Raw genomic sequence first — 20,409 nt, forward strand, 5'->3', positions numbered from 1 at the left:
TCTGGAGTCGGCATAATCGGCGACAGAAGCATGAAAACAACGATATTCAGGACGTTATTTTTGAACACAGCGTTAATTGTCCCAAGCCTGCGCCGCATCACGGCGATGGCGGTGGAACCCAACCACGAACTCAGCGTGGGTAAACCGTGAGCGTCTCCTTAAGCCGTCTCGAGCGTCAGCTCGGCTACACCTTCAAGGATCAGGAGCTGATGGTCCTGGCCCTGACTCACCGCAGCTTTGCCGGGCGTAACAACGAACGCCTGGAATTCCTCGGTGATGCCATCCTTAACTTTGTCGCTGGCGAGGCGCTGTTCGATCGCTTCCCGCTGGCCCGCGAAGGTCAGTTGTCGCGCTTGCGCGCACGCCTGGTGAAAGGCGAGACCCTGGCCGTACTGGCCCGCGGTTTCGATCTGGGCGAATACCTGCGCCTGGGTTCCGGTGAATTGAAAAGCGGCGGTTTCCGTCGCGAGTCGATTCTGGCCGATGCCCTTGAAGCGCTGATTGGCGCGATCTACCTGGACGCCGGCATGGACATGGCACGCGAACGCGTGCTGGCCTGGCTGGCCGGGGAGTTCGAAGGCCTGACGCTGGTCGACACCAACAAAGATCCAAAAACCCGCCTGCAAGAGTTCCTGCAGTCGCGGGGTTGTGAACTGCCGCGTTACGAAGTGGTGGATATCCAGGGTGAGCCGCATTGCCGGACGTTCTTCGTCGAATGTGAAATCACCTTACTGAACGAAAAAAGCCGAGGTCAGGGTGTGAGCCGTCGTATTGCCGAACAGGTAGCGGCCGCTGCAGCACTGATTGCCCTGGGCGTGGAGAATGGCCATGACTGATTCAACTGCAACTCGCTGTGGCTATGTCGCCATCGTCGGCCGTCCCAACGTGGGCAAGTCCACGCTGCTGAACCACATCCTCGGTCAGAAGCTGGCGATTACCTCGCGCAAGCCTCAGACCACTCGCCACAACATGCTCGGCATCAAGACCGAAGGCGCCGTGCAGGCGATCTACGTCGACACCCCCGGCATGCACAAAGGTGGCGAGAAAGCCCTGAACCGCTACATGAACAAGACCGCTTCGGCGGCGTTGAAAGACGTCGACGTGGTGATCTTCGTGGTTGACCGCACCAAGTGGACCGACGAAGACCAGATGGTCCTCGAGCGCGTTCAATACGTGACCGGCCCGCTGATCGTGGCGCTGAACAAGACTGACCGCATCGAAGATAAAGCCGAGCTGATGCCGCACCTGACCTGGTTGCAGGAACAGTTGCCGAACGCGCAGATCATGCCGATCTCGGCCCAGCACGGGCATAACCTCGAAACGCTGGAGCGCGTGATTGCCGGTTACCTGCCGGAAAACGATCACTTCTTCCCGGAAGACCAGATCACCGACCGCAGCAGCCGCTTCCTCGCCGCTGAACTGGTACGCGAGAAAATCATGCGCCAGATGGGCGCCGAGCTGCCGTACCAGATCACCGTCGAAATCGAAGAGTTCAAGCAGCAGGGCAAAACCCTGCACATTCATGCCTTGATCCTCGTCGAGCGCGACGGCCAGAAGAAAATCATCATTGGCGACAAGGGCGAGCGGATCAAACGCATCGGCACCGAGGCGCGCAAGGACATGGAGTTGCTGTTCGACTCCAAGATCATGCTCAACCTCTGGGTCAAGGTGAAAGGCGGCTGGTCCGACGATGAACGCGCCTTGCGTTCACTGGGTTACGGCGACCTGTAAATCGTCTGGCAGCACATAGATCCACTGTGGGAGCGGGCTTGCTCGCGAAGAGGATGTAACATTCAGCATTGATGTTGACTGTCACACCGCCTTCGCGAGCAAGCCCGCTCCCACATTGGTTTTGGGTTGTCTGAAAAACTGCAATCCTTCATCGAGAGCTTTATGTCCCAGCCCATCGGCCAACCCGCCTTCGTGCTCCACAGTCGCGCCTACCGCGAAAACAGCGCGCTGGTGGATTTCCTCACGCCGCAAGGTCGGCTGCGAGCGGTGTTGCGCAGTGCTCGGGGCAAGGCCGGGACATTGGCACGGCCGTTCGTGCCGCTGGAAGTCGAGTTCCGTGGGCGTGGTGAGCTGAAGAATGTCGGTCGCATGGAAAGCGCCGGTGTTTCAACCTGGCTCAACGGTGAAGCGCTGTTCAGCGGTCTCTACCTCAACGAGTTATTGATCCGTCTGCTGCCCTCCGAAGATCCCCATCCCGCCGTCTTCGATCACTACGCCGCGACCTTGCTCGCACTTGCCGAAGGTCGTCCGCTGGAGCCTTTGTTGCGATCCTTCGAATGGCGGCTGCTGGATGACTTGGGTTACGGCTTCGCTCTGACCACCGATATCCATGGCGATCCCATCGCGCCGGACGGTCTCTACCGTCTGCAAGTGGATGCGGGGCTCGAGCGGGTCTACCTGCTGCAACCCGGTCTGTTCAATGGCACCGAGCTGCTGGCGATGGCCGATGCAGATTGGTCTGCCCCTGGCGCACTCTCGGCAGCCAAGCGCTTGATGCGCCAGGCACTGGCCGTTCATCTGGGCGGTCGTCCCTTGGTGAGTCGCGAGTTGTTTCGCAAGCCCTGATCACCCCGTATGCTGTGCGCCGAACTTTTCCATTTTCAGGAGCGCTTCCGTGACCACCAGCAATCGCATTCTTCTTGGCGTGAACATCGACCACGTTGCCACCCTGCGTCAGGCCCGGGGCACGCGCTATCCGGATCCGGTCAAGGCAGCACTGGACGCGGAAGAGGCGGGCGCTGACGGCATTACCGTGCACCTGCGCGAAGACCGTCGGCACATCCAGGAGCGCGACGTGTTGCTACTCAAGGATGTGCTGCAAACCCGCATGAACTTCGAAATGGGCGTCACCGAAGAGATGATGGCGTTCGCCGAACGCATTCGTCCGGCGCACATTTGCCTGGTGCCGGAAACCCGTCAGGAGCTGACGACCGAAGGTGGTCTGGACGTGGCGGGGCAAGAAGCACGGATCAAGGCGGCGGTGGATCGCCTGGCGAAAATCGGCTGTGAAGTGTCGCTGTTCATCGACGCTGACGAGCGGCAGATCGAAGCGTCCCGTCGTGTTGGTGCGCCGGCTATTGAGTTGCATACCGGTCGTTATGCCGATGCCGAGACGCCGACCGATGTGGCTGAAGAGCTCAAGCGTGTGGCGGATGGCGTGGCGTTTGGTCTGGCTCAAGGTTTGATCGTCAACGCTGGCCACGGCCTGCACTATCACAACGTTGAAGCCGTCGCGGCGATCAAGGGCATCAACGAACTGAACATCGGTCATGCGCTGGTGGCTCATGCGTTGTTCGTCGGGTTCAAGTCGGCGGTGTCGGAGATGAAAGCACTGATCCTGGCCGCCGCAAAAGCCTAAAGCCAAACACAAAACCAAAATGTGGTGGCTGTTAAAGTTGAGGGGTTTCCTGATTCGGCTTGGTCTTGTCGACCCCCGGCACATGCAGGTTGCCTTCGGCGACCTGATTGCCTTCAAGTTGCGGCTGCGTCACCCACGTCAGGATGTCGTAATAGCGGCGGATGTTCGCCACGAAGTGAACGGGTTCGCCGCCACGGGCATAGCCGTAACGGGTTTTGCTGAACCACTTCTTCTCGGACAGGCGCGGCAGGATCTTTTTCACGTCCAGCCACTTGTCCGGGTTCAGTCCTTCCTTGGCCGCCAGTTTGCGCGCATCATCCAGGTGACCGCTGCCAACGTTGTAGGCCGCCAGCGCAAACCATGTGCGATCCGGCTCCTGGATCGACTCATCCAGCTGTTCCTTCATGTAGGCCAGGTACTTGGCGCCACCCATGATGCTTTGTTTGGGGTCCAGTCGGTTGGACACACCCATGGCCTGCGCGGTGTTCTGGGTCAGCATCATCAGGCCGCGCACGCCAGTCTTCGACGTGACGGCCGGTTGCCACAGGGATTCCTGATAACCGACCGCTGCCAGCAGGCGCCAGTCGACTTTCTCTTCCTTGGCATAAGCCTTGAAATGCTTCTCGTACTTGGGCAGCCGTTGCTGCAGGTGCTGGGCGAAGGTATAGGCGCCCATGTAGCCGAGCACATCGACGTGCCCGTAATAGCGGTCTTTCAGGCGTTGCAGGGTGCCGTTTTTCTTCACCTTGTCGAGGTAGGTGTTGATCTCGTTGAGCAAGCTGTTGTCGTCGCCGGCGGCCACCGCCCAGCTCTGGTTGCTGGCGTCACCGAGGTCGAAGGCTACCCGTACGTTGGGGAAGTAGACCTGGTTCATCGCGACTTCGTTTGAATCGACCAGGGTCAGGTCAATCTGATCTTCATCGACCATTCGCAGCAAGTCGACGACTTCAACCGCGTCGGACTCTTCGTATTCAATGCCGGGAAATTTCTTTTTCAGCTCCGCCAACTGCTCGGCGTGGGTGCTGCCCTTGAGCACCATGATCTTCTTGCCCACCAGATCCTTCGCGTCGGTCGGCCGGGATTGGCCGTTGCGATAGATGATCTGTGGGGTGACTTCGAGATAGGAGTGGGAAAACCGCACCTGCTTTTTACGTGCTTCGCTGCTGACCAGGCCGGCAGCAGCGATCACCGGGCCGTTGGGCTTGCCCACCTGGTTAAACAGGTCGTCGAGGTTGTCGGCGGTTTCGATTTTGAGTTCCACCCCCAGATCGTCGGCGAAGCGCTTCACCAGCTCGTATTCGAAGCCGGTTTCACCGTTGCGATCCTGAAAGTAGGTGGCGGGGCTGTTACGGGTAACCACCCGCAGCACGCCATCCTCCTTTACGCGCTCCAGCGTGTTGGGTTTATCAACACAGCCACTGAGCACCAGGAAGAGTCCGGTTGCGATCAGCCATTTGGCGAACCGCGGACGCAAAGCCGTTGGGGAAAACATCTGCGCAGTATACGCAAAGGACCACGAGCGCCATATCTCGACAGCGAAGGGCTTGTCTGCTAGGCAACTGAAAACCGCTCCGGAGCCCGCAGGAATGGGCCCGAGCAGCATTTTGTGACAGAAAAAATAACGCTCGGCGCGCGCCTGTTTGAGGTCCGAACACCCGGCCCGACGCCCGGGTGCAGCCGCCCGTACCGTTTCGGGTGATGTCGCGGCCTGTTTAGGCTAGAATGCACGGCCTCAAAGCACACCCCTTCCCGAGGCTGTCCCGAAGATGTTGATCCTGCGCGGCGCTCCTGCCCTTTCTGCCTTTCGCCACAGCAAACTCCTTGAGCAACTGAGCCAGAAGGTCCCGGCTGTCAGCGGCTTGTATGCTGAATTCGCTCACTTCGCCGAAGTTACCGGCGTCCTGACCGGCGACGAACAGCAGGTGCTCGCGCGCCTTCTGAAGTACGGCCCAAGTGTTCCGGTACAAGAGCCGACCGGTCGTCTGTTCCTGGTGTTGCCGCGGTTCGGCACCATCTCGCCATGGTCCAGTAAAGCCAGCGACATCGCTCGCAACTGCGGCCTGACGAAAATCCAGCGTCTTGAACGCGGCATCGCCTTCTACGTTGCCGGCCAGTTCAGCGACGCCGAAGCACAGTTGATTTCCGACACCTTGCACGACCGCATGACGCAGATCGTTCTGGCCAACCTTGAACAAGCCGCCGGCCTGTTCAGCCACGCCGAGCCGAAACCGCTGACCGCGATCGACGTGCTGGGTGGCGGCCGCGCCGCGCTGGAAAAAGCCAACACCGAGCTGGGCCTGGCCCTGGCCGAAGACGAAATCGACTACCTGGTCAACGCCTTCGTCGGCCTGAAGCGCAACCCGCACGACATCGAACTGATGATGTTCGCCCAGGCGAACTCCGAGCACTGCCGTCACAAGATCTTCAACGCCAGTTGGGACATCGACGGTCAGAGCCAGGAAAAAAGCCTGTTCGGCATGATCAAGAACACCTACGTGATGCACAGCGAAGGCGTTCTGTCGGCTTATAAGGACAACGCTTCGGTGATCGTCGGCAACGTCGCCGGTCGTTTCTTCCCGGACCCTGAAACCCGTCAGTACGGCGCGGTGCAGGAACCGGTGCACATCCTGATGAAAGTCGAAACTCACAACCACCCGACCGCGATTGCCCCGTTCCCGGGCGCGTCCACCGGTAGCGGTGGCGAGATTCGCGACGAAGGCGCCACCGGTCGCGGCGCCAAGCCAAAGGCTGGTCTGACCGGTTTCACCGTGTCCAACCTGCAAATCCCGGGCTTCGAACAGCCGTGGGAAGTGCCGTACGGCAAGCCTGAGCGCATTGTCACCGCGCTGGACATCATGATCGAAGGCCCACTGGGTGGTGCCGCGTTCAACAACGAATTCGGTCGTCCGGCCCTGACCGGTTACTTCCGTACTTTCGAACAGTCGATCACCACCCCGCGTGGCGACGAAGTTCGCGGTTACCACAAGCCGATCATGCTGGCCGGCGGTATGGGTAACATCCGTGCCGAACACGTGCAGAAAGGCGAGATCACCGTTGGCTCCAAGCTGATCGTCCTCGGCGGTCCAGCCATGTTGATCGGCCTGGGTGGCGGCGCCGCTTCCTCCATGGCTACCGGCACCAGCTCGGCAGACCTGGACTTCGCTTCCGTACAGCGCGAAAACCCGGAAATGGAGCGTCGCTGCCAGGAAGTCATCGACCGTTGCTGGCAGTTGGGTGATAAAAACCCGATCAGCTTCATCCACGACGTCGGCGCGGGCGGTCTGTCCAACGCCTTCCCGGAACTGGTCAACGATGGCAACCGTGGCGGTCGCTTCGAACTGCGCAACATTCCAAACGACGAGCCGGGCATGGCCCCGCACGAAATCTGGAGTAACGAATCCCAGGAACGCTACGTTCTGGCGGTCGGCCCGGCTGACTTCGAACGCTTCCAGGCGATCTGCGAGCGCGAGCGTTGCCCGTTTGCCGTCGTCGGCGAAGCCACTGCCGAGCCGCAACTGACGGTCACCGACAGTCACTTCGGCAACAGCCCGGTGGACATGCCACTGGAAGTGCTGCTGGGTAAAGCCCCGCGCATGCACCGTTCGGCCGTTCGCGAAAACGAAATGGGCGACGATTTCGATCCGTCGACCCTGGAGATCGCAGACTGCGTCGAGCGCGTTCTGCATCACCCGGCCGTTGCGAGCAAAAGCTTCCTGATCACCATCGGCGACCGCACCATCACCGGCCTCGTGGCCCGTGATCAGATGGTCGGCCCGTGGCAGGTTCCGGTAGCCGACGTTGCCGTCACCGCCACCAGCTTCGACGTTTACACCGGTGAAGCCATGGCCATGGGCGAGCGTACTCCGCTGGCTCTGCTGGACGCTCCGGCGTCGGGCCGCATGGCCATCGGCGAAACCCTGACCAACATCGCGGCTTCGCGCATCAACAAGATCTCCGACATCAAACTGTCGGCCAACTGGATGTCCGCTGCCGGTCACCCAGGCGAAGACGCGCGTCTGTACGACACCGTGAAAGCAGTCGGCATGGAACTGTGCCCTGATCTGGGTATTACCATTCCGGTGGGCAAGGACTCCATGTCCATGGCCACGCGCTGGAACGACGAAGGCGTTGACAAGACCGTCACCTCGCCGATGTCCCTGATCGTGACCGGTTTTGCGCCTGTGGCTGACATCCGTCAGACCCTGACGCCGGAACTGCGCATGGACAAGGGCACCACCGACCTGATCCTGATCGATCTGGGCCGCGGCCAAAACCGCATGGGTGCCTCGATCCTGGCCCAGGTTCACGGCAAGCTCGGCTCGCAAGCACCGGACGTCGACGACGCCGAAGACCTCAAAGCCTTCTTCGCCGTGATCCAGGGCCTCAACGCCGACGGTCACCTGCTGGCTTACCACGACCGTTCCGACGGTGGTCTGCTGACCAGCACCGTGGAAATGGCCTTCGCCGGTCATTGCGGTCTGAGCCTGAACCTCGACGGTCTGGCAGAAACCTCTGCCGACATCGCTGCAATCCTGTTCAACGAAGAACTGGGCGCCGTGATCCAGGTTCGCCAGGACGCTACTCCAGACATCCTCGCGCAGTTCAGCGCTGCCGGTTTGGGTGACTGCGTGTCGGTGATCGGTCAGCCGATGAACAACGGCCAGATCAGCATTACCTTCAACGGCGAAACCGTGTTCGAAGGTCAGCGTCGTCTGCTGCAACGTCAGTGGGCTGAAACCAGCTACCAGATCCAGCGTCTGCGTGATAACGCCGACTGCGCCGAACAAGAGTTCGACGTGCTGCTGGAAGAAGACAACCCGGGCCTGAGCGTCAAGCTGAGCTACGACGTCAACCAGGACGTCGCAGCGCCTTATATCAAGAAAGGCATCCGCCCACAGGTTGCCGTGCTGCGTGAGCAGGGCGTCAACGGTCAGGTGGAAATGGCGGCCGCGTTCGACCGCGCCGGTTTCAACGCGATCGACGTGCACATGAGCGACATTCTGGCCGGCCGTGTCGACCTGAACGAGTTCAAAGGTCTGGTGGCGTGCGGTGGTTTCTCCTACGGCGACGTACTGGGTGCCGGCGAAGGCTGGGCCAAGTCCGCGCTGTTCAACAGCCGTGCTCGCGACGCGTTCCAGGGCTTCTTCGAACGTAACGACAGCTTCACCCTAGGCGTGTGCAACGGTTGCCAGATGATGTCCAACCTGCACGAGCTGATCCCGGGTAGCGAGTTCTGGCCGCACTTCGTGCGCAACCGTTCCGAGCAGTTCGAAGCACGCGTGGCGATGGTTCAGGTTCAGGAATCGAACTCGATCTTCCTGCAAGGCATGGCCGGTTCGCGTATGCCGATCGCTATTGCTCACGGTGAAGGTCATGCCGAGTTCGCCAGCGAAGAAGCGTTGCTGGAAGCTGATCTGTCGGGTTGTGTGGCGATGCGTTTTGTCGACAACCACGGCAAGGTCACCGAAAGCTACCCGGCCAACCCGAACGGCTCGCCGCGCGGGATCACCGGTTTGACCAGCCGCGACGGTCGCGTAACGATCATGATGCCGCACCCGGAGCGTGTGTTCCGCGCGGTGCAGAACTCGTGGCGTTCGGAAGACTGGAACGAAGACGCACCTTGGATGCGTATGTTCCGTAACGCGCGGGTTTGGGTTAACTAAGAGCGGGTTAACTGAAGGCTATGTACAAGCTTTCCTTTTTTGTTCCGGCCAGTCATGTGGAACAGGTCAAAAGTGCCGTATTCGCCGCCGGTGGCGGACGGATCGGCACGTACGACCATTGCGCCTGGCAAGTGCTCGGCCTTGGCCAGTTTCGCCCGTTGGATGGCAGTCAGCCATTCATTGGGGAAGCGGGGCAGGTCGAGCAGGTTGAGGAATGGAAGGTTGAGCTTGTCGTGGCGGATGAGTTGATTCGTTCTGTGGTGGTGGCTTTGAAGCAGAGCCATCCCTATGAGACGCCGGCTTATGAGGTGTGGCGGTTGGAAGATTTCTAGTCTTCCGGGCCGCTGAAATGAAAAACCCGCTGAATTTGCGTTCAGCGGGTTTTTTGTTGCCTGAACAATCAATGAATGCACACACCCCTACAGAGGGCGTGGGTTAAACCTTGGCACTCACCTCGCTGCGATTCACCAACGCATCCAGCGCATCATTCAAACTCGATGCCTTGTCGCCAATCAGCAGATGCCAAATCCCACCGTCCAACTGACTGACACCCTGGCAACCCAGCGCCTTCAAATCACATTCCGACAACGCCTTGCCATCCGCCAGTTGCAACCGGATCCGGGTCATGGCGATGCAATCCATCTGCAATACGTTCTCGCCGCCACCCAATGCCTTCAGCCATTGCTGTGCTTCTGAATTCGCCACCGCAGCAGGTTTCGGCGTATCGATCACCGCAGCGGGGGAGGAAATGATCGCGCGCCCCAAAGCAGGCATCGCCAAGCGAATCTCATCGGCAATGCTGTCTGCCATCGGCCCGACCACGACCTGCAAACTCCCACCCTTGCCCGGACGCACAACCGCCATCGCCCCCAGTGCTTTCAACTCCGCATCGTTCGCCTTGTTGCGATCCACCATGTCCAACCGCAACCGAGTGGTGCACGCACCCACCGTGATCAAATTCTGCGCACCACCCAGCGCCTTGATGTAAGCACCGGCCCGTTCGTTGTCGGCCACGACGACTTTGTCGCCCGCAGGAATGTCTTCACGCCCCGGCGTCTTGAGGTTGAAGCGGCGAATGCAGAAATCAAACACCACGTAGTAGATCACCGCATATGCCAACCCCACCGGCACGACCAGCCAGCCATTGGTGGATTTACCCCAGCCGAGGATCATGTCGATAAAGCCACCGGAGAAGGTAAAGCCGAGATGGATGTTCAACAGGTTGGTGACGGCCATCGACAAACCCGTCAGCAGTGCGTGCAGTAAAAAGAGCAGCGGTGCGAGGAACATGAAGGCGAATTCGACGGGTTCGGTGACGCCGGTGAGGAACGAGGTGAGCGCCATCGACAGGAAGATCCCGCCCATGACTTTTCGGCGTTCCGGCAGGGCATTGCGGTACATCGCCAGGCACGCGGCGGGCAGGCCGAAGAGCATCATCGGGAACATGCCGGTGGTGAATTGGCCGCCCTTGGGGTCGCCGGCAAAGTAGCGCGAGATATCGCCGGTCACGAGGGCGCCCGTGGTCGGGTCGGTGAAGTTGCCGAAGACGAACCACGCCATGTTGTTGATGATGTGGTGCAGACCGGTGACGATCAGTAGGCGGTTGAGCACGCCGAAAATGAAGGCCCCGATGCTGCCGCTTTCCAGCATCAACACACCGAAGCTGTTGATGCCGTGTTGGATGGGCGGCCAGATCAAGCCAAAGATCACGCCCAGGCCGACGGCGGCGAACCCGGTGACAATCGGCACGAAGCGCCGGCCGCCAAAGAACGCCAGGTACTCCGGGAGCTTGATGTCCTTGAAACGGTTGTACAGCGCGCCGGCCATCAGGCCGCTGACGATCCCGGCGAGCATGCCCATGTTGATGCTCGCGTCGAGCACCTTGAGGGTGGAGATCATCACCAGGTAGCCAATGACGCCGGCGAGGCCTGCGGTGCCGTTGTTGTCCTTGGCGAAACCGACCGCGATGCCGATGGCGAAGATCATTGCCAGGTTGGCGAAGATGACTTGGCCGGCGTCGTGAATGATCGCGATGTTCAGCAGGTCGGTGTCGCCCAGGCGCAGCAACAGGCCGGCGATCGGCAGGATCGCGATCGGCAGCATCAGCGCGCGGCCGAGGCGTTGCAGGCCTTCGATGAAGTATTGGTACATGGCGGAACTCCCTGGATTTTTGTTTTTTTGTTGTTGTGAGCTCAGTTCAGAGGCCATTGCTGGTGACAGGCGTGACGCACTGCAGCGGCGCTGCTCAACTTGAGCAGGTCCTGGCTGAGGCGTCGGCATTCGCTCGCGTCCAGGTGACGGACGCGGTCCTTGATTTCACCGATCTGCACCGGGCTGACCGACAACTCGCTGACGCCCAGGCCAATCAAAACCGGCGTGGCCAGCGGATCGGAGGCGAGCGCGCCGCAAACACCGACCCAACGGTTGTGCACCGCAGCGCCGGCGCAGGTATGAGCGATCAACCGCAGCAGCGCCGGGTGCATGGCATCGACTCGCGAAGCGAGGCCGGCGTGGTCGCGGTCCATGGCCAGGGTGTATTGCGACAAGTCGTTGGTGCCGATGGACAGGAAGTCCGCATGCTCTGCAAGCTGCTCGGCCAGCAGGGCGGCGGCGGGGACTTCGATCATCACGCCCAGCTCAGGGCGCTCAATCACACCGAGTTCAGTGCACAACGCGTCGAGACGCTGGCGGATGTGCAGCAACTCATCGACTTCGGTGACCATCGGCAACAGGATCCGGCAGCGCGACAGCGGGCTGACATGCAGCAAGGCGCGCAGTTGCTGATCCAGCAATTCCGGACGGACCTGAGCCAGGCGAATACCGCGCAGGCCGAGCACCGGATTGGCCTCAACCGGCAGCGGCAAGTAGTCGAGTTGCTTGTCGCCGCCAACGTCGATGGTGCGGATGATCACCGACTTGTCGCCCATGGCGTCGAGCACGGCTTGATAGGCGGCGCGCTGTTCCTCCTCGTCCGGCGCGGTGTTGCGGTCGACGAAGAGAAACTCGGTACGCAGCAAGCCGACGCCGTCTGCACCATTGCCCAACGCCTCGGCCGCTTCAGCGCTGGAGGCCACATTGGCGGCGACTTCAATCTGCAAACCGTCGAGCGTCAGCGCCGGTGTGTGAGCCTGAGCCTGTTGTTCGGCGCGACGCTGTTGATGATCGAGTTGTGCCTGATGCACTTCGGCCAAACGTTCGGCATTTGGCATCAGTTCGAGGCGACCGCCATCGGCATCCAGCACAACCGCTTGGCCTTGCTGCTGATCCAGCAGTGTAGAACCTAGCGCGACCATGCACGGCAAACCTTTTCCGCGAGCGAGAATTGCAACGTGGGAGGTTGCGCCGCCCTCGGCCATGCACAACCCGGCAACACCTTGCTGGCTGAGTTGCAGCAGATCGGACGGCGTCAATTCATGCGCGGCGACGATGGCGCCGGCCGGCACGTCGTAGTGCCAGGTTTCGCCGAGCAGGGCGCGCAGCACGCGTTGTTTGAGGTCGCGCAGATCGTTGGCGCGTTCGGCCAACAACGGGCTGCCGAGTTGCTGGAGCACCTCGCACTGCACGTCGATCGATTGGCTCCATGCGAGGGTCGCGGCCATGCCTTGGTCGATGGAAGTGTTCGCAGCGTTCAGCAGCGCCGGGTCTTCGAGCAGGGCGAGGTGCGCGGCGAAGATCGCTTCTTCGTCGGTGTTTTTATGTTTCCTGGCTTGGGCCAGCGTGTGGTCGATTTCGCTGCGCACAACGGTCAGCGCGGTGTCGAGGGTTTGCAGTTGTTGCTCGGGATCATGGTTGCCGGCGTCCACCGGCAGGCTGATTGCGCTCAAGCGGAACAACGGCCCGCCAACCAAACCGGGCGCGGCACAAACACCGTGCAGCACGCCCGCTTCGGCAGCTCGAGTGTGTCGGGCAATCGGTGTCGGCGCGGCGGCGTGGCTGTCTTCGGCCAGCGCTGTGGATAACGCGATCAGCAACGCTTGCAGCGCGGCTTCGGCGTCCGGGCCCTGGCAGCTGACCTGAACCTCGTCCTGTTCGCCAACGGCCAAACCCATCAGTCCGATCAAGCTGTCGCAGGTCGCCGATTTGCCAGCGAAATGCAGCTGCGATTTGCTCTTGAAACCTTGCGCCGTCTGACGAATCAGTGCTGCCGGACGAGCATGCAGCCCGCCACGATGGGCGATGCGAATGTGGCCGACAATTTCTTCCCCGGAGAGCTCCGCTTCAGCCTGCGCTCCAGGTGCGTGTCGACGAATGATGTGCAGCAATGGCTCGCCAACTTTCACCGACTTCAACGTGATTGGCCGCGCCTGAAAGTCCTGGCTGTTGGTCAGGATCATCAGGCTGACCAGGCTTTTGCACTGTTGCGCGACCTTGTCCAGGTCATAGCGCAACAACGGTTGGCCGTTGCTGACCCGCGCACCTTCCTTGACGAGCATCGAGAAGCCTTCGCCCTGCAACTCGACCGTGTCGAGGCCCAGGTGCAGCAGCAATTCGGCGCCGTTGTCGGCACGCAAGGTGACGGCGTGGCCGGTGCGCGCGACGTGCACCACGATGCCGGCGCATGGGGCGTGGAGGGTGTCGTTCAGCGGATCGATGGCGATCCCGTCGCCCATGGCGCCGCTGGCGAACACCGGGTCCGGGACTTTGGCGAGCGTGAGCACCGGGCCGCTGAGCGGGGCGCTGAGGGTCAGCTCTTTATTATTGTTGTGCATGGCTCGGTCTCATCAGTAAAAACTACGGTTCGGATCAACCCGCCCTGTAGCAGCTGTCGAGTGAAACGAGGCTGCGATCTTTTCAACGCAGGATCAAAAGATCGCAGCCTCGTTTCACTCGACAGCTGCTACAGGGTTCTCCACTCAGTGCGTGCGGGTCACTTTGCTCAAGTGCCGCGGCTGGTCCGGGTCCATGCCTCGGGCGACGGCCAAACCGGCGGCCATGACGTAGAAACTCTGGATTGCCAGAATCGGGTCGAGGGCCGGGTGCTCGGCGCGGGTCAGGGTGAGGTCGCGTTCGGCAACATCATCCGGTGCGGCCAGCAATACGCGGGCACCGCGTTGGCGCATGTCGGCGGCGAGGCTCAGCAAACCCGCCTGCTCGGCACCGCGCGGGGCGAAGATCAGCAGTGGATAATTTTCATCGATCAACGCCATCGGGCCGTGACGGACCTCGGCGCTGCTGAACGCTTCAGCCTGGATCGCCGAGGTTTCCTTGAATTTCAACGCAGCTTCCTGGGCGATGGCGAAACCGGCACCACGGCCAATTACCATCAGGCGTTGGCAATCGCGCAAGGCATCGATGGCCAGGCTCCAGTCCTGTTTCGCCGCCTCGCGCAAACCTTCCGGCAGTGCGAGACCGGCCTCCAGCAATTGCACATCCTCTTTCCAGTGGGCGATCAGACGGGCACTGGCGCTGAGGGTGGCGATAAAACTCTTGGTCGCGGCGACGCTGTTTTCGGTGCCGGCACACAGCGGCAGGCTGAACTCACACGCGGCCTCCAGCGGCGAACTCTCGGCGTTGACCATCGAGACGCTCAGGGCGCCACGCTTGCGCAGCAGACGCATGCTGTTCACCAGATCGGGACTTTGCCCGGACTGCGAGAAGGCGAACGCCACTTGGCCGCTGACCTTCAACGGCGCTTGCAGCATGGTCACCACCGACATCGGCAGCGACGCCACCGGGAAGCCCAATTGCTGCATGGTCAGGTAGGCGAAGTAACTGGCGGCATGGTCGGAGCTGCCGCGAGCGACGGTCATCACCACTTGCGGTGGCTGACGGCGCAGGCGCCCGGCGATCTCGATCATCTGCGGGTCGAGTTGCTGCAATTGGGCTTGCACGGCCTCAAATGAGGACAGCGCCTCTTCAAGCATTTTTGAAGTCAATGTCTTCTCCTTCGACCATGACGGCGGTCAGTGTGAGTGAGCGATCGAGCCGCACGCAGTCGGCCCAGCTGCCGGGTTGCAGGCGCCCGCGTTCGTTGAGGCCGAGGTAGTCGGCGGGGAATTGCGAAAGACGTTGCGAGGCTTCGGCGATCGGCAAACCGATCTTCACCAGATTGCGCAGGGCCTGATCCATGGTCAGCGTGCTGCCGGCCAGCGTGCCGTCGGACAAGCGCACACCGCCCAGACATTTGGTCACCGTGTGGCTGCCGAGCTTGTATTCACCGTCGGGCATACCAGCGGCGGCGGTGGAATCGGTGACGCAATACAGGCACGGGATCGAGCGCAGGGCCACACGGATGGCGCCGGGGTGCACGTGCAGCAAGTCGGGAATCAGTTCGGCGTATTTGGCGTGAGCCAGAGCTGCGCCGACGATGCCCGGCTCGCGGTGATGCAGCGGGCTCATGGCGTTGTAGAGGTGAGTGAAGCTGCTGGCGCCGGCGTTCAGCGCGGCAACGCCTTCCTCGTAACTGCCGAGCGTGTGGCCGATTTGCATGCGCACGCCGCGGGCGCTGAGGTCACGGATCAAGGCGTCGTGGCCGGCGATTTCCGGGGCGATGGTGATCACCCGGATCGGCGCCAGTGCCAGATATTCTTCGACTTCGGCCATCAACGCGGTGTGGGCGAAATTCGGTTGAGCACCGAGTTTGCCGGGGTTGATGTACGGGCCCTCGAGGTGCACGCCGAGGACTCGGGCGCTGCCTTTCGGGCGCTGCTCGCAGAACTCGCCGACGTCCTTGAGTACTCGCGAAATCTCTTCGTTCGGCGCAGTCATGGTGGTCGCCAGCAGCGACGTGGTGCCGAAACGCACGTGGGTTCTAGTGATGGTCTCGAAGGCTGGCGCACCTTCCATGATGTCTTTGCCGCCGCCACCGTGAACGTGCAGGTCGATGAAACCCGGCAGCAGGTAAGGCAGGTCGTTGTCGGCCGGATCGCACGGTTGGCCTTCGATCGACACGACCTTGCCGTGTTCGTGAATCAGCCGGCCGCGAACCCAGCCGCGGGCGGTGAGGATGTTGTCTTCGGACATGATCGGTTCTCGGTTCTTTAGCGGCGAAGCAGGTTATCGACGAAGCTCTGCGACAAAGTCGTAGTAGTCGTTGCGGCAATAGGTGTCGGTGACTTCGATCGGCGTGTTGTCTTCCAGGTACCCGACCCGGGTCATCAGCAGCATGGCGGTGCCGGGGGCGATGCCCACCAGGGCGGCGAATTCGTCCGAGGCGTTGATCGCCTGAATGTGCTGCAGGGCACGGACGATCGGCTTGCCGATGCCGTCGAGGTATTCGTACAGGGAGTCGCCCACCGCTTGTGGCTTGGGAGTGATCGAGGCGGGCAGGGTGCTCATCTCGATCGCCATCACCGTGTCGTCGGCTTTACGCAGGCGTTTGAGCCGCGCGACCTTGTCGTTCGGCGAGAGGCCCAGGCGGATCAGTTCTTCGTGGGTTGGTGGAGTGATTTCACGCTCCAGCCATTGCGAGCCGGGGACGAAGCCCTTCAGCCGCAACATCTCGCTGAAACCCGAGAGGCGCGACAGCGGTTGTTCCAGGCGCGGGGTGATAAAGGTGCCGGAACCTTGGTTGCGGCGGATCAGGCCTTGCTCGAACAGCACTTCCAGCGCTTTGCGTGCAGTGACCCGGGAGATGCCCAGCATTTCGCTGAGATTGCGCTCCGACGGCATGGCCTGTTCGGCTTTCCACTGGCCGGCATGGATCGCCGCTTCCAGATTGCGCGCCAGTTGCAAGTACAACGGCGTCGGCTGGGTGTCGTCAGGACGTAGGGCCTGGAGGTCATTCATGTAGGTTTGTTCCGATGCGGATATTGGAGTGTTGTCGCCCGGTGGTGGGGTGAAACCTAATACCACTTAAATACCATGTCAATGAGACCACTTTGCTGTTGGCGCGGGAAAGCCTGCCCTGATTGATGGGTACTAGGGTCGCTGGTTTGAAGTGGTATTAGAGATGGGGACTTTGAAAGCAAAGATCGCAGCCTGCGGCAGCTCCTACCGATGGGAGTGGTATCTACCCGGTAGGCGCTGCCGAAGGCTGCGATCTTTTGAATTTATTTTTTGATGAACGACCAAAGGTAGCGCTCGGAAGAGGGAGATCAGAAGCTACTCGGTGTTTTTGTGGCGAGGGAGCCTGCTCCCGCTGGGTCGCGAAGCGGCCCCAAAAATGATCTGACACCGCATTCGCTGATTTCAGGGCTGCTTCGCAGCCCAGCGGGAGCAAGCTCCCTCGCCACAGGATTACGGGCGGATTTCGATCATCGTGCCGTCCGGCACCAAACCCCAAACCTCGCGCATGTCCATGTTGCGCATGGCAATGCAGCCGTCGGTCCAGTCCAGCGTGTGGAACAGGTCTTCGGGGTTTTCTTCAGTGTCCGGGGTGCCGTGGATCATGATCATGCTGCCGGGTTCGACGCCTTCACGTCGGGAGCGCGCAGAGTCACTGATGTTCGGGTAGGAGATGTGCATCGCCAGATTGAATTTATCGCTGACCTTGCGCCAGTCCAGCCAATAGAAACCTTCAGGCGTGCGTTTGTCGCCTTCCATGAGTTTCGGGCCGATGGGGCGTTTGCCCAAGGAGATGCGATAGGTCTTGAACGGCTTGCCGTCATTGATCAATTGCAATTGGTGGGCGGACTTGAGCACCAGAACTTTTTCGATGACTTTGCCGTCCAGCGTTTCCGCAACGGAAGCCTGGGAGACAGCGACGAACGACAAGCAAAACAGGGCAAGCAACCAGCGCATTGAAACGATATCCCTAAGAGGTGTCGCGACTATTAAGTTATAGGTGATTTTAGAGCCAGGAGCTTTATGTGTTGGCAGGCTGCGCAAGCGGCGGGATCGACTCGGACCGCACGGGGTAGACCTCGATCCGCCGGTCAGCAAAGAAGCATTCTAAGGTACGGCCCACTGTGCGGAAAGCCAACTCGGACCACGGGATGTCGGCTTCGTCGAAAAGCGCCACTTCAAGGCTCTCGGGACCGGCGCAAAAGTCCAGGTCCGCCAGCTCGGCGCGGAAGAACACATGCACCTGGCTGATGTGCGGCACGTCGATCAACGTATAGATGCTCAGGTTACGCACCCGCGCGCAGGCTTCTTCGGCCGTCTCGCGAATGGCCGCCTGCTCGATGGTTTCACCGTTTTCCATGAAGCCGGCGGGCAGGGTCCAATAACCGAGCCGAGGCTCGATGGCGCGTCGGCACAACAAGACCCTGGAGCCCCAGGTCGCCACGCAACCGGCGACGATATTGGGGTTCTGGTAGTGAATCGCGTGACAGCTGTCACAGACAAAACGCAGGCGCGAATCGCCCTCTGGAATACGCTGGGTCACCGGGTTGCCGCACTGACTGCAAAATTTCATGCTTGGGTTCCTGAATGCTGCGCCTATCTTGGCGTGCGGCGGTGTCTGTCGGCAAGTTGTCGTTTAGCGACATGCAGTGGTTATGGGGTTGGGCGGTCGGTTCGATTGGTGCATGATGCGAGATAGAGAACAAATCGAGAAGACTCATGCTGGACGAGCTACTGCATCGAGTAAGCAACCACACCCCTCGCACACTGGAAACCGACAAGCGTTTCCCTGAAGCCGCGGTACTGGTGCCCATCACTCGCAGTGACGAACCGGAACTGGTTCTGACCCTGCGCGCCAGCGGGCTCTCGACCCATGGCGGCGAAGTCGCCTTTCCCGGCGGGCGACGCGACCCTGAAGACCCGGATCTTATTTTCACTGCCCTGCGCGAAGCCGAAGAAGAAATCGGCCTGCCGCCGGGGCTGGTCGAAGTGATCGGCCCGCTGAGCCCGTTGATCTCCCTGCACGGCATCAAGGTCACACCCTATGTCGGTGTGATTCCGGACTTTGTCGAGTACCGGGCCAACGATGCCGAGATTGCCGCAGTCTTCAGCGTACCGCTGGAGTTCTTCCGCAAGGACCCACGCGAACACACCCATCGCATCGATTACCAGGGTCGCAGTTGGTACGTGCCGAGCTATCGTTATGGCGAGTACAAAATCTGGGGCCTGACGGCGATTATGATCGTCGAGTTGATCAACCTGCTCTATGACGCCAAAATCAGCCTGCACCAGCCACCCAAGACGTTTATCAACACCTAAAGCCATCGCCCGTATGGCGTGAACCCCGCTTTTTGCAAGTGAGCCAGCCTGGCCTTGAGGACAATAAGATGAAATATCGCCTGGGCGACGCCCGCGTCGAAACCCATCCGCAGAGCTGGGTCGCACCCAATGCCGTGCTGGTGGGTAAGGTCAAACTGGAGGAGGGCGCCAACGTCTGGTTCAACGCTGTGCTGCGTGGCGACAACGAACTGATCCTGATCGGCAAGAACAGCAACGTCCAGGACGGCACGGTGATGCACACCGACATGGGTTACCCGCTGACGATCGGCACCGGCGTGACTATCGGCCATAACGCCATGCTTCATGGCTGCACGGTGGGCGATTACAGCTTGATCGGGATTAATGCGGTGATCCTCAACGGCGCGAAAATCGGCAAGAACTGCATCATCGGCGCCAACTCACTGATCGGGGAGGGCAAGGAGATTCCAGACGGTTCGCTGGTCATGGGCTCCCCCGGCAAAGTGGTGCGCGAGCTGACCGAGCCGCAGAAAAAAATGCTGGAGGCCAGCGCCCGTCACTATGTGCATAACTCGCAGCGCTATGCCCGCGATCTGGTTGAGCAGGAAGAATGAGCGCCACTGAACGGCCGGTGCTATCGCCCTGCGTGAACATTTGCGCGTTGGACGACGATGACATTTGCACCGGGTGTCAGCGCACGGTGGAAGAGATCACGCGCTGGAGCCGGATGGACAACGAAGAGCGCCGCAAGGTGTTGGGGTTGTGTCATGAGCGGGCCAAATCGAGTGGCATTCTCTGGATGCTAGGCAAAACACCAGACCTGTAGGTACCCTGTGCGCCAAATTGACAGGTATCCCGCCGCCCCATGCTCTTCCTGATCGCTTACATCAGCAGCGTCGTGCTGATCAACTATGCCTTTTCCACCGCTCCGCACCTGGACATCATCTGGTCGGCCTGGGGTGGTTTGGTGTTCGTTTTGCGCGACATGGTGCAAATCCGTTTCGGCCATGGCGCGATCGTGGCGATGCTGGCAGCGCTGGTGTTGTCCTACGTGACGTCCGATCCCTCCATCGCGCTGGCCAGCGCTACGGCGTTCGCGGTGTCCGAATGCATCGATTGGCTGGTGTTCAGCATCACCAAGCGTCCCTTGCACGACCGCTTGTGGATAAGTTCGGCCCTGAGCATTCCTCTCGATACCTTCATTTTCTTCGGCATGATCGATGCGTTCACTCCAGGCGTGATCCTCACCGCCATGGGCTCGAAGTTCGCCGGCGTGACGGCCGTATGGTTGCTCATGGCCTGGCGCATACGCAAACAGGCCGTCGTCAGCTGAAGCCAAACCCGCAGGTTCAT

At 60.7% G+C, this 20,409-nt stretch carries 18 protein-coding genes; 10 read left to right on the plus strand and 8 right to left on the minus strand.

What is annotated here, in order from left to right; genetic code table 11:
• The first annotated feature begins 146 nt into the window (after nt 1–146).
• From rnc to pdxJ, 4 genes are all read left to right on the plus strand, one after another.
• On the plus strand, nt 147–836 hold the full coding sequence (rnc, locus tag ACSQ87_RS06250) for a ribonuclease III (RefSeq protein WP_033053426.1): 690 nt from the start codon (nt 147–149) through the stop codon (nt 834–836).
• Entirely contained in the window at nt 829–1,731 is a 903-nt protein-coding gene (gene era, locus ACSQ87_RS06255) for a GTPase Era (RefSeq protein WP_008151577.1), read from the plus strand. Before rnc ends, era begins: the two co-directional genes overlap by 8 nt.
• Before the next feature lie 162 nt (nt 1,732–1,893).
• Entirely contained in the window at nt 1,894–2,577 is a 684-nt protein-coding gene (recO, locus tag ACSQ87_RS06260) for a DNA repair protein RecO (RefSeq protein ID WP_140677777.1), read from the plus strand.
• A gap of 49 nt (nt 2,578–2,626) precedes the next feature.
• On the plus strand, nt 2,627–3,370 hold the full coding sequence (gene pdxJ, locus ACSQ87_RS06265) for a pyridoxine 5'-phosphate synthase (protein ID WP_150654752.1): 744 nt from the start codon (nt 2,627–2,629) through the stop codon (nt 3,368–3,370).
• Between the two features lie 31 nt (nt 3,371–3,401).
• Here the strand turns inward: pdxJ and mltF are convergent, their stop codons facing one another.
• Nucleotides 3,402–4,862 carry a membrane-bound lytic murein transglycosylase MltF gene (gene mltF, locus ACSQ87_RS06270; RefSeq protein WP_436273547.1) on the minus strand — a complete coding sequence of 487 codons (1,461 nt, stop codon included), beginning with the start codon at nt 4,860–4,862 and terminating at the stop codon, nt 3,402–3,404.
• Nucleotides 4,863–5,136: 274 nt separating this feature from the next.
• Here mltF and purL point away from each other — a divergent pair, with 274 nt between their 5' ends.
• Nucleotides 5,137–9,033: a phosphoribosylformylglycinamidine synthase gene (purL, locus tag ACSQ87_RS06275; RefSeq protein ID WP_436273548.1), complete on the plus strand. Its 3,897-nt coding sequence runs from the start codon at nt 5,137–5,139 to the stop codon at nt 9,031–9,033.
• Nucleotides 9,034–9,053: 20 nt separating this feature from the next.
• The gene (locus ACSQ87_RS06280) at nt 9,054–9,365 is read left to right on the plus strand and encodes an NGG1p interacting factor NIF3 (protein ID WP_436273549.1); all 312 of its coding nucleotides are present in this window, start codon (nt 9,054–9,056) and stop codon (nt 9,363–9,365) included.
• Nucleotides 9,366–9,468: 103 nt separating this feature from the next.
• On the opposite strand, the gene nagE is transcribed toward ACSQ87_RS06280, so the two are convergent.
• The 7 genes from nagE to ACSQ87_RS06315 all read right to left on the minus strand — a co-directional run bounded on the left by nagE (nt 9,469) and on the right by ACSQ87_RS06315 (nt 18,331).
• Nucleotides 9,469–11,184 (minus strand): N-acetylglucosamine-specific PTS transporter subunit IIBC, encoded by a 1,716-nt coding sequence (nagE, locus tag ACSQ87_RS06285; protein WP_436273550.1) that lies wholly within the window; start codon nt 11,182–11,184, stop codon nt 9,469–9,471.
• A 41-nt stretch (nt 11,185–11,225) separates the two neighbouring features.
• Complete coding sequence (ptsP, locus tag ACSQ87_RS06290) at nt 11,226–13,742, minus strand: phosphoenolpyruvate--protein phosphotransferase (RefSeq protein WP_436273551.1); 2,517 nt, start codon at nt 13,740–13,742, stop codon at nt 11,226–11,228.
• Between the two features lie 144 nt (nt 13,743–13,886).
• On the minus strand, nt 13,887–14,909 hold the full coding sequence (locus ACSQ87_RS06295; RefSeq protein WP_436273552.1) for an SIS domain-containing protein: 1,023 nt from the start codon (nt 14,907–14,909) through the stop codon (nt 13,887–13,889).
• Nucleotides 14,890–15,996, minus strand: coding sequence for an N-acetylglucosamine-6-phosphate deacetylase (gene nagA / locus ACSQ87_RS06300; protein WP_436273553.1), 1,107 nt, complete (start codon nt 15,994–15,996; stop codon nt 14,890–14,892). Before nagA ends, ACSQ87_RS06295 begins: the two co-directional genes overlap by 20 nt.
• Before the next feature lie 33 nt (nt 15,997–16,029).
• Nucleotides 16,030–16,761, minus strand: coding sequence for a GntR family transcriptional regulator (locus tag ACSQ87_RS06305; RefSeq protein WP_436273554.1), 732 nt, complete (start codon nt 16,759–16,761; stop codon nt 16,030–16,032).
• 450 nt (nt 16,762–17,211) lie between these two features.
• The gene (locus tag ACSQ87_RS06310) at nt 17,212–17,715 is read right to left on the minus strand and encodes a L,D-transpeptidase family protein (protein WP_223429711.1); all 504 of its coding nucleotides are present in this window, start codon (nt 17,713–17,715) and stop codon (nt 17,212–17,214) included.
• A 64-nt stretch (nt 17,716–17,779) separates the two neighbouring features.
• Complete coding sequence (locus tag ACSQ87_RS06315; protein ID WP_436273555.1) at nt 17,780–18,331, minus strand: NUDIX hydrolase; 552 nt, start codon at nt 18,329–18,331, stop codon at nt 17,780–17,782.
• Nucleotides 18,332–18,477: 146 nt separating this feature from the next.
• On the opposite strand from ACSQ87_RS06315, the gene ACSQ87_RS06320 reads away from it, so the two are divergent.
• The 4 genes from ACSQ87_RS06320 to ACSQ87_RS06335 all read left to right on the plus strand — a co-directional run bounded on the left by ACSQ87_RS06320 (nt 18,478) and on the right by ACSQ87_RS06335 (nt 20,389).
• Nucleotides 18,478–19,077 (plus strand): CoA pyrophosphatase, encoded by a 600-nt coding sequence (locus tag ACSQ87_RS06320; protein WP_056743377.1) that lies wholly within the window; start codon nt 18,478–18,480, stop codon nt 19,075–19,077.
• A 68-nt stretch (nt 19,078–19,145) separates the two neighbouring features.
• Nucleotides 19,146–19,670, plus strand: coding sequence for a gamma carbonic anhydrase family protein (locus ACSQ87_RS06325; protein ID WP_095132309.1), 525 nt, complete (start codon nt 19,146–19,148; stop codon nt 19,668–19,670).
• Nucleotides 19,667–19,882: a DUF1289 domain-containing protein gene (locus ACSQ87_RS06330; RefSeq protein WP_223429713.1), complete on the plus strand. Its 216-nt coding sequence runs from the start codon at nt 19,667–19,669 to the stop codon at nt 19,880–19,882. The genes ACSQ87_RS06325 and ACSQ87_RS06330 overlap by 4 nt, the downstream gene beginning before the upstream one ends.
• 39 nt (nt 19,883–19,921) lie before the next feature.
• Nucleotides 19,922–20,389, plus strand: coding sequence for a VUT family protein (locus ACSQ87_RS06335; RefSeq protein ID WP_223429714.1), 468 nt, complete (start codon nt 19,922–19,924; stop codon nt 20,387–20,389).
• The last annotated feature ends 20 nt before the right edge of the window (nt 20,390–20,409 follow it).

The organism is Pseudomonas sp. LjRoot277, from assembly GCF_964253845.1.
Lineage (GTDB): Bacteria > Pseudomonadota > Gammaproteobacteria > Pseudomonadales > Pseudomonadaceae > Aquipseudomonas.

Coding starts and splice junctions, on each gene's coding strand:
- recO (WP_140677777.1), top strand. CDS start 1,894: ATGTCCCAGCCCATCGGCCAACCCGCCTTCGTGCTCCACAGTCGCGCC.
- ACSQ87_RS06325 (WP_095132309.1), top strand. CDS start 19,146: ATGAAATATCGCCTGGGCGACGCCCGCGTCGAAACCCATCCGCAGAGC.
- ACSQ87_RS06315 (WP_436273555.1), bottom strand. CDS start 18,331: ATGAAATTTTGCAGTCAGTGCGGCAACCCGGTGACCCAGCGTATTCCA.
- purL (WP_436273548.1), top strand. CDS start 5,137: ATGTTGATCCTGCGCGGCGCTCCTGCCCTTTCTGCCTTTCGCCACAGC.
- era (WP_008151577.1), top strand. CDS start 829: ATGACTGATTCAACTGCAACTCGCTGTGGCTATGTCGCCATCGTCGGC.
- mltF (WP_436273547.1), bottom strand. CDS start 4,862: ATGTTTTCCCCAACGGCTTTGCGTCCGCGGTTCGCCAAATGGCTGATC.
- ACSQ87_RS06310 (WP_223429711.1), bottom strand. CDS start 17,715: ATGCGCTGGTTGCTTGCCCTGTTTTGCTTGTCGTTCGTCGCTGTCTCC.
- ACSQ87_RS06335 (WP_223429714.1), top strand. CDS start 19,922: ATGCTCTTCCTGATCGCTTACATCAGCAGCGTCGTGCTGATCAACTAT.
- nagA (WP_436273553.1), bottom strand. CDS start 15,996: ATGTCCGAAGACAACATCCTCACCGCCCGCGGCTGGGTTCGCGGCCGG.
- nagE (WP_436273550.1), bottom strand. CDS start 11,184: ATGTACCAATACTTCATCGAAGGCCTGCAACGCCTCGGCCGCGCGCTG.
- ACSQ87_RS06320 (WP_056743377.1), top strand. CDS start 18,478: ATGCTGGACGAGCTACTGCATCGAGTAAGCAACCACACCCCTCGCACA.
- ACSQ87_RS06330 (WP_223429713.1), top strand. CDS start 19,667: ATGAGCGCCACTGAACGGCCGGTGCTATCGCCCTGCGTGAACATTTGC.
- ACSQ87_RS06305 (WP_436273554.1), bottom strand. CDS start 16,761: ATGAATGACCTCCAGGCCCTACGTCCTGACGACACCCAGCCGACGCCG.
- ACSQ87_RS06280 (WP_436273549.1), top strand. CDS start 9,054: ATGTACAAGCTTTCCTTTTTTGTTCCGGCCAGTCATGTGGAACAGGTC.
- ptsP (WP_436273551.1), bottom strand. CDS start 13,742: ATGCACAACAATAATAAAGAGCTGACCCTCAGCGCCCCGCTCAGCGGC.